6 protein-coding genes are annotated in these 12,594 nt (G+C 55.2%); 2 read left to right on the top strand and 4 right to left on the bottom strand.

Annotated elements, in window-relative coordinates; all coding sequences use genetic code 11:
• Window positions 1-4: 4 nt before the first annotated feature.
• From FE783_RS07160 to FE783_RS07175, 4 genes are all read right to left on the bottom strand, one after another.
• Entirely contained in the window at window positions 5-3,040 is a 3,036-nt protein-coding gene (locus FE783_RS07160; protein WP_138878651.1) for a HEAT repeat domain-containing protein, read from the bottom strand.
• 4 nt (window positions 3,041-3,044) lie between these two features.
• Window positions 3,045-3,635 (bottom strand): GNAT family N-acetyltransferase, encoded by a 591-nt coding sequence (locus FE783_RS07165; RefSeq protein ID WP_138878652.1) that lies wholly within the window; start codon window positions 3,633-3,635, stop codon window positions 3,045-3,047.
• Between the two features lie 179 nt (window positions 3,636-3,814).
• Entirely contained in the window at window positions 3,815-6,574 is a 2,760-nt protein-coding gene (locus FE783_RS07170) for an adenylate/guanylate cyclase domain-containing protein (RefSeq protein WP_138878653.1), read from the bottom strand.
• A gap of 91 nt (window positions 6,575-6,665) precedes the next feature.
• Entirely contained in the window at window positions 6,666-10,148 is a 3,483-nt protein-coding gene (locus FE783_RS07175) for a stalk domain-containing protein (protein ID WP_138878654.1), read from the bottom strand.
• Between the two features lie 191 nt (window positions 10,149-10,339).
• Here FE783_RS07175 and FE783_RS07180 point away from each other — a divergent pair, with 191 nt between their 5' ends.
• Together FE783_RS07180 and FE783_RS07185 are read left to right on the top strand one after the other, a co-directional pair.
• Entirely contained in the window at window positions 10,340-10,726 is a 387-nt protein-coding gene (locus FE783_RS07180; RefSeq protein ID WP_138878655.1) for a DUF4280 domain-containing protein, read from the top strand.
• A gap of 118 nt (window positions 10,727-10,844) precedes the next feature.
• Window positions 10,845-12,521, top strand: a complete 1,677-nt coding sequence (locus FE783_RS07185) for an MORN repeat-containing protein (protein WP_138878656.1) — start codon at window positions 10,845-10,847, stop codon at window positions 12,519-12,521.
• Window positions 12,522-12,594 lie beyond the last annotated feature (73 nt).

Here is a 12,594-nt window from a genome sequence, read left to right on the forward strand (position 1 = left end):
AGATTCAAGCCATTTTCAGCAGCATATTTTCCAACAGACGGACGCGGGCGCTCGTCGCATGGAGAAGCCCGATGCCGATTTCGGGATAGAGCCGGATCAGACGGGACAGCTGCTCACCATGCAGCGCAAGCACATGAGCTTCGTCGAATATGACTTCGGCGGAAACCGAAGAGGGAGCGCCGTCAAGAGCGGACGTTTCGCCGAACGACTGCTTCGGTCCGAGCACTCCGATCGTACCGCCTCCGCCGTCCGCCGTCTCGTTGCTCAGCTCGACATTGCCTTCGATCATAATGTACAAGCTCGGTGACGGTTCTCCGCGGCGCAGCAGCCATGTGCCCTCGGGATGCAGCTCCTCTTGGGAAATGCCGGCGAGATGCCCCAGCTCGTCGACGGACAAATTGGAGAACAGCGTTACTTGCTTTAAGAAAATGACTTTGTCGAGCATCGACAACATTTTCCGCTCTTCCTTCATGCTCGTTTCCTCCTGCAGCGCATATTGGGCAATGCGGCCCAGCCATTCGTCCGGCCATGTCCGCGCATCTTCGACGATCGCTTTCGGATGGCCGGAGCCTCCGGCCGATTCCGTCTGTTTATACAGCTCCAGCAGCGCGGCGGACAGCTTGCGGTCGCCGATCCCTTCCGCGAGCACCTCCATGCCGTTTTCCCGCACTTCTTCGCTGTCGTCCCGCACCGTTTCCTGGAGCGAGACGACTACCCGCTCGTCGGAAAGCTGAGCGAGAACCGACCATACTCCGTCGATGAGCGACTGATGGATCTCCACGTTGCGCTGCGCGGCCAATTCGGCCAAGTCGTGCTTGCCGAGCCGCTTCAGCGCTTCGGGCAGCGCACCTTCCCGGCTGGAAGCGGAGATGCGTTGAATGCACAAATCGACCAATTGCGTACGGATCGCCGTATCGTCCATAATCCGGGCCAATGCGGACACCGTCAAATTCCAGATGAACGGATTTCCGTTTGTCGCATTTTCCTTCAGGACCGGAACGCACTTCTCGCCGATATCGACGAGCGCGTCGAGAATCGCTTTGCGAAGCTCTTTATCGGCGGAAGGAACCATTGCCAGAAGAACCGGCGCCGCTTCGGCAAAGCCGATCTTGCCCAATCCGTGCGCGGCGGCGACCTTGACGGCCGGCTTCGGGTCTTCGAGCAATGTCATGAGCCACGGCGCATAGGACACTAATTTCAAATCCGCAACGGTGTGACAGCCGTATATCGCCCATTCTCCGCCTTTGTCGAGCATCGAAACCAACGCTTCCTCGCAAGCCGGGTAGCTTTCTTCGCTTTCGAGCGCGTAGAGCGCCTTAATCCCCTCGTACACGACTTGCGGCCGGGAATCGAGCAGCTTGACTCGAAGGAAGAAATGCACCTGGCTTTTCATATGCTTCGCCTTGGCCAGCAGCTTGACGCATTCCGCCCTCACCTCTTCATGCTCGTCCTCGAGGAACTTCGCTACTTGCACGAGCTCCTGCACGGTGGCGGCCTGCAAGTTCATCGCGCGCAATGACGCGACCCGGATGCGGGCGCTGCCGTCGCCGATCAAACCGACAAGATGCGGGAAGTACGAAGAGTCCTTTACTTTGCCGATCAGCTCGAGCGCAAGCTCCCGGACATAATCGTTCGGATGCTTCAAATAGACGAGGACGGCGGACAGCGCTTTGGAGCTGCGCATCGCTCCGAGAAACGATACGGCATTTTCCGACAAGTCCGAGAACAACGATTGTACGCTTCCCACCAGCTCTTTGATATACAGATGACGTCCGTACCAGGCGACCGCGATGAGCACGGCGCTTAAGGCGACACCGATCCAGGCGAGAGGCGAGAGTCCGAGCCATTTCATGGAATGGGTCAGCGACAAGAACGAACCGAGCAGTATCCCTCCTGAAGCGGCAAGACCTTGGGCGAAATAACGGAAGCCGTCCCGTTCCGATATCGGCATCATTTTGAAAAACAACTGATAGCACGGCTCCGCAATGTAATACAGCAAAATATAAAGTACGGCGTACGAGCCCGATATGACTCCCAATCCAAGCGGACCGTTCATGAACAGCGAAACGAAGCCGAAGCCGCTCAGAAACAGGAACGATATGGCAAGCAGCACGTTGCTCGCGCCGAGCTTGTTCATCAGCTTGCCCGATACGGTTTGCAATACGAGGCAGAACGTGAACTGAAGCGCCGTTATAAGGCCGTAATAGGCGGTCAATTCCCCTTCCGACGTAAACCGCGCTTCCGCCGCGTTAAAGTACTGGTATTCCATCATGAAATACAGCGTCGGCATCAGCGTCATTAACCCGATAGCGGTAAGCATGAACGGGCTGCGCAACGTTTTTTTCAAGTAGTAGCCGCCCGGCCGCTCTTGCTCTTTAGCCGACGGCATCTCCTGCCTGCGTGCCGCATCCTTGATCATAAGCGGCGTCAAATAACGGGACAGCGATTTGCGGAAAAACCGGTAGCCGATGAGCAAAATAACCGGCGCAAGCGCGTATACCGCTTCCGTACCGAACCATTTTCCTACGAAATAGGCGATGATGCCGGCCGTAATTCCCCCGGTCGTCGTCGATCCGATGAAAATCGGCATCAGCCGCTTCGCCTGCTGCGTCGGACACAAGTCGAACGCCGTGCTCCACAGCAGCAGCGTCAGCTGGCGTACGACGAAGTTGGATGAAATGAACAAGAGCGGGTAGTAATACCGGAATGAGACCCCGCCGATCAGAAAACCGAGCAGCACCACGGCGTTCAACAGTAAAATGGACAGCATGATCAAGTACAATATCCGCATGAAGCGGTCTTTTGCCGTCCGTCCCGCCAGCTTGGAAAGCAGCCATCCTTCCAGCGGGATGAAGGCCGCTTCGGCAATGTACACGTACGGCAAAAATTGGACGCCGAACCGTTGGTTGAAAAAGGTCATGAAAGCGGTGTAGTTAAGCGATTCCGCAATTCCTCCGCAGTAGAAGATCGGCAACATGGTCCACAGCTTGCGGGTGTCTTCACCGCGCAGTCCAAACCACCGAGATAACGCAGCCTGCATGCAATCAAGTCCTATCCGTTTGGTCTATGGCTGAACTCGCGTCCTGCACGAGTGCGAGCCCGGGCTTTGTTTCCTGCTCCAGCTTCTTGTAGAAAGCGAGCCGGTCTTCGCCGTCATAATAATAGTGCGGATAACGGCCGATCAATTCGAAGCCGCGGTCCCGGAACATTCGCTGAATCGGTATATACTCCGGTAAATCGCATGTATACGTCAATATGTACCTTCCGCCTATCGTGCGGATGTAATTTTCCAGCGCATCGTACAAATATTTTGCCAGCCCGAGCCTCCGGTATTGCCGGTGGACGACTAAATAATCCCACAAATAGCCTTCGGTCCGATGCTCGTTCTCCTTGCAGCTTGTCACCGCGATAATCTCTCCGTCTTCGTTCTCGACGTACCAGTACATGTGGTGCTTCTGCTCCAAGCTCTGGAACGGACCGTTCCGGAAATGCTCCAGCTCGCCCGGCGTATGCCGCTGATCGTCGAATGACCATTCGGATAAGAAGAACGCGCTGATCCTCCCGGCTTCTTCGACACTTTTCATTAGATGGACCCGGATTTCACTTCTTGACTCCGCTTGCAGCTCGGCACTCATCCGCTATCTCCTCCCCAATACTCCCCCAAAAGTGAAGTAAACCTCTGAAGCTTATTCCTATTACTTTTGGGGGAGCCCCCGGAACCGATCCCCCAATACTGAACCCCCGAAACCTCCGAAGCTTATTCCTATTACTTTCGGGGGAGCCCCCAGAACGGCCCCCCCAAAACCTAAAACAGTCAAGAAACCGACAGCGTGCCGTTCCAATCTTCGGTCGTCCCGTTCTGGAAATATTCGTCGCATAGATAGAAATACAGCTGTGCCGCCTTATCTTGACGGTTCTGCTTGATCACCATCAGGAACGCTTCGCGGGCGTCATAGAAACGGCCGACCTGATAATACGTAACGGCTTCCTCGAAGCGCGCTTTCGTCCTGTCCTTCAGAGCCCGGATTGTATCGGGATCGCCCTGGTACACATCATACAAGTGAAGCGGTTCTTTCATGCCGCCTACTTGAATCAAGCCCAGATTGCGGTATTGAAATCTAGAGGCGTCACCGAGCGATTTCACGACGCTGTTCGTAATGAGGATAGATGCGCCGAGCGGCTCCGTCAATCGTTCCAAAATGTTGGATATGTTCACATTGTCGGATATGACGTTGCTCTCGAGCCGCTGCTCCTCGCCGATAATGCCTAGTCTAAGCGGGCCTTTATGCAGCCCGATGCCGATATCGACGGGACGGTAGCCGGAATTGTCGCGGTGCGAATTGTACAGCTCCATCTCCTTTCTCATCTCAATGGATGCGGTCAATGCATCGTCCGCGGATCCGGGGAACAACGCCATGAATCCGGCCCCCGAATATTTGTTGATCATGCCGTTATGATTGCGAACGTAAGGGCCGAACCTTTTCAGGAAAGAGTTGACGAAATTGAAATTTTCCTCCGGAGTCAGCCGCTTCGACATCAAGTAAAAGCCTCGTATGTTGCATATCATCGTACTCATGTTCTGCTCGACCTGGTCGCCCAGCTCGACGTCCAGTATCGTGTCCTTGTTCAGAAACCGCAAAAATTGCTGCGGCACGAACCGGTAATACGCTTGGCTGAACGCTTCGACCTTCATGATATATTCCCGTATCCGCGAAGCCATCGTATTGACGCTTTCGCCAAGATCGGCGATCTCGTCGCGGGAACGGATTTTGACGACGGTCTCCCAATTTCCTTTTGCAATATCCCCGACGCTTTTGCGCAGCTTGCGGAGCGAGGACAGCTGGATAAACGTCATCAGCAGAAGCACGATAAGCAGGCCGCCGGATATGATCGTAATATTGTAAACGATCGACTGCATCACTCCGCGTCTATGCGCCAGCAGCGACTCCATATTTTTACTGGTCTCGAAAATGCCGACGATTTTGCCGGACGAGTTCATGATCGGCGCGATCGCGTAGTTCCAGCTCCCCGTATCGTCCGTCCACCCGCCGTTCACGACTTTCCCGTCCCGGATCACTTGCTTGTTCTCCTCCGTAAGCGGAAACGGATTGAACATATGCATTTCGTCATCGTCTTCCAATATGCGGTAAATCAGGCCGTTTTCCACCTTGTATACGGCTTTATAAAACCCGCGGTTCTCGGAGTTGGCGCTGTTGTCGAATACGGCGTTAATTTTTTTGCGGAACTCGTTGAACGTTTCCCCGCGGTATTCGGCCGGGGAGGCGATCGCCTCCAGCTTGTCGCCGTCAACCAAATTTTGGCCGTTCGCCGCCAGCAGCGACAGCTCGCGGAACGTCTCCTGCTCCATCTTGGCGACAAAATTGTTGTAAACGACCATCGACAACAAAATCATCGCCGTCGCAACGGCAGGAACAAACACGATAATTTGTTTGAACACGAGCGACGTTCGGCGGTTCAGCACATTGATATACAGCAGCCTGCAGGCCCATATCAGAAGCAGCACGCAGACGGCGGCCGCCACCCATACGATCCATCTGTAGGCAACATATCCATCGGAATACGTCGCATTCTCCAGGGTCGGGGCGAATTTGCCGTCACTCAGGCGCCGGTTCAGCTGCGTGTCGTCGACGATAATCACATCGCCGTCCGGACTTAGGCTTATATCGGTTTTCTCATACGGAATCGTGATGCCGTTCGCCTTGGCATTGGCGCCATTAACCAATTCTTCGACTATGTAAGGCTGTTTCGGATCGACCCGGCTGACGGCCTTCGAATTGTAATCGATAAACACAAGGCGGCTGGCGGAATCGAGTCTCAAGCTCTCCGGGAAATTGCGGCGTGTCCGGTCCAGTCCCGGCAAAGGATATGTCATGGCGGATTTGCCGTCTATTGCGACATTATAAATTTCGCCGCTGCGCGTGGAGTAATAGATGCTGCCGGGGGCGGTACCGTCGATCTCCGCGAGAAATTTGTTTACCGGAAGCTCGAAGCTGAATATGGGCTTCGGCTCCGCATCATTCGTCCCGAGCCGGTACTGGGTAACTTTAGTCATCTCGTCATTGAAGAAATAAAGCTCCCCAAGCTTCAGCTGCGGACTTTTCAAGCTTCCGATCCGGTACCATCTGTTCTTGGAGTCGTTGTAGTCCTGGTTGAAAATAATACGGTCGAACGTCCCGTCCGGACCGTAACGGACAATCTGTTCCGACTTGACCGTCAGCCCATAAGGATCAAGAAGCGTACGGACCGTATACAGCCGGTCCTGGTCATCGACAACCATGTCGTTGAACCGGAACTGCTCCCCGTTTTTTCCGGTCTCGCTGTGGATCGAGTACAGAAGCGTCCCTTTCCCGTTTAGCTTGAGAATCGTCTTCTTAGCATTGTCGATCAAGTACAGGTTGTCGTTTTTGTCGGCGATCGCTTTCGATAGACTGACAAACGGAAGTTCGCGATTCAGCGGATTTTGCGCAAGCAGGCGCCTTTCTTGGAACACATACGTTCCGGCTATGGCGGCGAGCAGCAGTACAATTAGCAGGGCCGCAACGGACTTCTTCATAGGATGGAATCCTCTCGTATGTATACTGGATCAACCGTACCCCCGAGACCGCCTTATGAGCCATTCCCGAGGGAGTTGATCTTAAGTCCAATCAATAAAGCTCGATCGTTTTCGTTTTCTCGTTCCAAACGACTTCCAGGCCGATCGATTCCGCCAAAAACCGGAGCGGGACGAAGGTTCGTTCCGCAATCAGCTCCGGCGTCTTCTCCAGCATGACCGGCTCGCCGTTCAAATACGCGACCGTATTGCCGATCGTGCATTCGATCGTCCCATATTCCGTGCTTACCGTCGCGGTCATCGTATCTTCATCCCAATCGACCGCGGCGCCAAACGACTCCGATACGGCACGAAGCGGAATGAACGCGTTGCCGTCGCGTATGATGGGCGGAACGTCCAGCTTGAGCGGAATCGTCGGTGAAATTAAATTTTCGGCCGGCAGCGTCTCGACTTGCTCACCCGTTTCGGCTTTGATTTGCTCGGCAAGCTGCTCCAGCGCCTTCAATTCCTCTTCCGAATACGTTTCCTTCTGCTTCTCCACGATTTGTTCCAGCAGCTTCGCCTCGCGGCTCTCCAGCTGCCCGACGATTTCCGCTTGCGCAGCAGCCGCTGTAGTTCCGGGAGCGGGAGCCGGTTCCGCCGTAATCGCATCGAGCAACGCCGTGATCGATTGCATTTCGGCGAAGAGCAGCTCCTTCTCCATCTGGAGCGCGGCTGCTTCTACGGCGGCAAGCGTGCGGGAGAGCGCTTCGGCTTTTTCTTTGTTACCGGCTTCCTCGGCCTTTTTCAGGTCGGCGCTCATGGTTGCTTCGGCCTGGGCTAGAACGGCCAGCCCTTCCGATATACCGTTCTCGACATCGGCAGCCTTCGCTTTTGTTTCCAGCAGCGCTTCCATCGATTTGAGCGCCGCTTGAGCGTCACCTGTGGCAACAGCAGTTTGAACGGCCTCCTGCTGCTTCTCCGCCAAAGCTTCAAGCTCGTCAACACTCAACGAGTTCAAATTGCCGCCCTCTGCCGTTCCTTCACCTGTACCGGTTCCGGTTCCGGTTCCGGTTCCAGTTCCAGTTCCTGTTCCAGTTCCTGTTCCAGTACCGGCTCCCGTTCCAGTTCCAGTTCCAGTTCCAGTTCCAGTTCCTGTTCCTGTCCCTGTCCCTGTTCCTGTCCCTGTCCCTGTTCCAGCCCCAGTTCCAGTTCCAGTTCCCGTTCCCGTTCCCGTTCCTGTCCCTGTTCCTTCTCCAGTTCCAGTTCCAGTTCCAGTTCCAGTTCCTGCTCCCGTTCCAGTTCCTGCCCCAATTCCGGTTCCTGTTCCCGTACCGCTGCCTTCCGTCTGCTCTTCCGCGAGTTCCGCCAAGATGGCTTCCGGATTATTGACCAACGCCATTTTTTGCAGCGCCGTCTTTACATCGCCCTTCTTCAACGCTTCCAGAACGGCCAGCTGCGCTTTCGCATCCTCGACCTGCGTCGTCAAATCCGCGATTTGATCCGTCTTCCCGCTGTCGAGCGCCTTCTGCTTGTCTTCCTCCAGCTGCTTCACATCCGCGGCGAGAACGGTAATTTCCTTGTCCAGATCCGCCGGCGAAAGCAGCGATTTCAGCTGTCCTTCCCCGGGAACCTCCATCGTCACCTTGAGGGACGCCACATCCGCCGGCGAGAGCGCCGTGCTTCCTTTCGGATCGTCCAGAGCCTCCGCATCGGTAATGCGATCCAAATCGAACCATGCCGCGCCGTCCGGGCTGAAAACCATTCCCTGCCCCGAAGCTTTCATCGTCGCCGAAGCCGCATTGAATAGTTCCGGTGTCAGCGCGTCCAGCGTCACTTTCATCGTTCCGATGATGATTGCCGCCGCAGGAACGTCTTCCGGGACCGAATCCAAAGCGGATGGGGCGGGCTGCGCCGAAGCGAATGCGAACGTACCCATAGTCGCGCTTCCTTCGAGAGGAGCTTCCCCGATCTTCTCTTTTCCCCGGAAAAGCACGACCTTCAACTGATCCGGCTTGGCGAAATAAAGGGTCAGTGCCCGGATCGGCTTGCCGATCTTCGTTTTCTTCCCTACCCGCTTGCCCTTGGAATCGAACAGTGCATATTCTGTCGCCTTCAGCTTTTTGTCCGGCGTTACGCTGAAATGGCTGAGCAATTCGCCGACAGCCGGCTTAAGCGCCCATTTGCCGGAAGCGGGCTTTTCTGGCGCGGGCTTAACCGGACCGAGACCGTCGTCGATCTCCTTGTACGGAAGCACTCCGCGCGTATACGTCCTCTCCAACGCTCCGCCGGTGTCTACGTTCAGCTTGCCGATCGCATTCATATACGCAATCTGCGAGGACAATACAAGCGCCCCCGTCTGCTCGTACGCTTCTTTGGCCGCGGCCAGCTCCTCGGGAGGCGACAGCCCAAGCTTCCGCTTGCTCTCGATTTTGCCGATCGCGTCGAATGCGGCATCGCGGGTGCGAAGCGCCTGGGCGTACCCTTCTTCCGCGCCTTTCGCATCCAGATACGACTGTCTGACGGCCGCCATGACCGCATTCCGGCTTTCCTTCTCCTTTAGCGCAGCCTTGGACTGCTCCATCGTGGCGATCGGCAGCCCGTTGCGCAAATCGTCCAAATAGCGGAGTCCGCCGAACTCCCCCTGGAACAGCTTCTTCGGAATCGGAAAAATAATCCAATAATAGCCTTCCCAGTCTTTGCGGACCTTCTCCAGCAGCGCCTCGTAGTTCGCCGTGAACAGATCCAGATCGATGGATCCGCTGTCGTACATACGGTCGAACACTTTCATCCGACCCGCCCCGAATTTGGAGCTGTACAGATTCCGGGTCACGTTCAGCCGCTCATCAGCCAGCCTGCGGGCCTGCATATCTTGGATTAAGGATATGTTTGTTTTCAATGCGCTTGCTATGTATCCCGGAAGTGCGCTTTGCGACAAATCCGCGTATACCGGTTCGAAGGACATGGCGAACGGCTTCTCCATGCCCGCCCCCAGCTTTTCCCCGAAGGCGACCCGCGTGCCCTTGGAAGTCAATTGCGCCTGCTTGTAAGCGGAGGCGGCTTGCTCCAACGCCTGCTCGGCGGCTTCCCTGTCCGGCTGCTTCGCGAGCCCGTATTTCAGCTTCTGCTTAACCGCATCAAGCTCCTTCTGGGCTTCGTCGCGCTTGGCCTTGGCCGCCTCCTCCGCTTGCATCGTTTGGTACACCTGCAAGTACGTTTTCTCCGCGTCGTATTTGACTTCCACCGATTTTTGGCGAAATTTCTCGAGAGCTACCGTCAGCTGCATTTGCGCTTCCGGAACTTTCATGCGGATTTGCAGCTGCTGGCTCAAATTTTTCGGCTTCGCAAACAATCCGGACGATTTTTCATCGTCGCTTTTTTTCGCATAATGGGCTTGCTCGAGCTCGACCTGCTTCTGTCTGATGTTCGTGCGGGCGTCCCGAAGATCCGGATTGCGGGCCAGCGACATGTCCACCGCTTCCCGCATCATCAATGACTTCAGATCGGCGCCCATCGCGGTCGAGAACGCGGCCATCGGCGACGCTACCGCCAACAGCACGGCAAGTCCAAGCTTCATTCGGCTTGCAGAAACATTCAAGAAAGGCTCCTCCTCTTGCGACCGCAACTCCAAAACCTAAATGATTCGTCACCTTGATCGTTTTTTGGCGCCGTCCTATTTGCTTCTTCTACCTTCAGACATATTGCTGGTTCCTATTTTTTCTAGTACTATGAAACTAATTATACCATTTCTTGAATTAAAAATGATAAAGAAGATTGGAAGAATGTCGAATGGGAAATGTCGTATGCGGCGGAGCGATGCTGCAGTGCAGCTTCGGCGCCGCCCCAAGCTCGCTTATGGTGCTGCCGGCCAATCGCGTCATGACCTCGATGCCGATAGCCAACATTATGGACAACAAGCCGATGGTCAACATACTGCCTTTCGGAATGTGCCAATCGATGGCCAATCCAACGGTTGCCTCCGCTACCGCCGCTGCTTTCGGAGTGTTAACCCCGATGCCCTGCGTACCCGTCACGGCTGCCCCTTGGGCCCCCGGTTCCCCCACGGTGCTGGTCGCCAACATGCCCGCTCTGAACAATACGTCGAAGTGTATGTGCAACTGGGGCGGCGTCATTCAAGTCGTGCAGCCCGGCCAAATGACAATCCAAGTACCGTAAAGCCCGACTCGGGGCAAGCATCAATAGTCGTAATTATACATACGTATGAACCGTTGGCCTCATTACGCCATACATTCGGTTTCCATTTTCAATATTTTTTGGCGAGGACGTGACAAGCGTGTCGTTCAACCCGGTTAAGACATTGGAGTCGGTATTCAAGCCGATCTTCAATCCGATGATTTTTAAAGTGCTGAAGCCTTTGCGGGAAGCAACGAAGCTGCCCGGCATATTGATCAAGAAATTCCAGGCGCTCGTGAACAGCTTCGTTAACACCAAAGAAACCTCGCTGAAAAATTACGTGTCGATCGGCGCCTACTACGTATCGAAGAGGCTCCTTCTCATCGTAACGCTTGTCATTATTCTCCTCGTCTACTTCGTGTTTATCAAGCCTCCCGCCTTCGTCAACAAATGGTTCAAGCGGGTGCCGGTCGTGGTGGAGAATACGACCAAGGCGGCCGCCTATACGGGCGATGCCAAAATCGTCAGCACCGACAAGAAGCAGTCTCGATATGTCGGAGGTCTGAAGGATGGCTTGTATATGGGTCAGGGCAAGCTGTACAGCGAAACCGGCACGCTCCTATATGAGGGCGAGTTCGATAAAGGCGTGAAGAACGGTGCCGGATCGTTGTACGACGACAGCGGCAAGCTCGTCTACAAAGGCCAATTTACGGCGGACCAATATAACGGCGAAGGCACATTGTTCCAGAAAGACCGGAAAATCCGCTACGCCGGTCAATTCCAGAACGGCAAGTTCGGCGGACCCGGCAAGCTGTATAACGACAACGGCGCGCTTCTTTACGAAGGAGCGTTTCTGGAAGGCATGTACCACGGGCAGGGCAAGCTGTTCAGCCAGAACGGTCAAATCGTATACGAAGGCGAATTCGCCGCCAACGAATATAACGGTGCCGGCAAAAAGTACGACGAGCAAGGTAAGCTGCTGTACGAAGGAGCGTTCAAGGCCGGCCGCTACGCGGGCGAAGGCACGGAGTATTACCCGAACGGCTTCGTGAAATACAAGGGCCCGTTCGTTGCCGGCAGCTACTCGGGAATCGGCGAGCTGAGCGACGACAAAGGCATACTGCGCTTCAAAGGCTCGTTTCAGAACGGCGTCATGGCCGGTCCCGGCGAAGCATACGACGAAGCGGGCAAGCTCGTTTACAAAGGCGACTTTGCAGCCGGTCTCTATGATGGCATTGGCTCTTTGTACGACAAGGACGGCGGCATCGTCCTGAAATCGTTTTTCGAGAAAGGCCGGATAAGCCTGCAAAAGTTTATCGGCCTCCCGAGCAAGAAGCTTGAAGACCTGCTCGGCAAGCCGGCCGAAGTCGCCCTGCTGGACCAACCCCAACCGCTCGCGGTGGAACAGTCGGATTCGGCCAGCACGTCGAATGCAGCCAATACCGGAGCTCCCGCGACAACGGCCGGAACGAACGGCGTGTCAGCCGATTCCGGAGCCGCAGTCGGCATGAAATTCCAGATGAACTACTCGGACCTCCAATATTCGTTCCTCGTGGAGCCGTCCAAGACGAATCCGAAAGAAGCGGTCGTTACCGAGCTGAATATATGGGGCAGCAAGCCGCTCTCCGTCCTTCAGCCGATGATCGAGACTTTCAAAGATTCAGAGAAGACGAATGCCGAAGGGTTTACCGTATTGGAGCTGCAGGCTCCTTTTCCCGGAGGACTGACTATCAACCGGTATTACCGGGACGACAACCTGTACTCGCTTACGTTCTTCGCCGGAGAGAAAGTCGCGCACGAGCTGGAAATTATTGCGATCGAGCGAATTAAGCCTTAAGCAACCCCATCTTACGAGCTTCCGTCAGCGGCGGAAGCTTTTTTGTATTTAACGGACGTGCGTAGGTGCAAAC

Origin of the sequence: Paenibacillus mesophilus (genome assembly GCF_005938385.1) — a bacterium.
GTDB classification, from domain to species: Bacteria; Bacillota; Bacilli; order Paenibacillales; family NBRC-103111; genus Paenibacillus_AB; species Paenibacillus_AB mesophilus.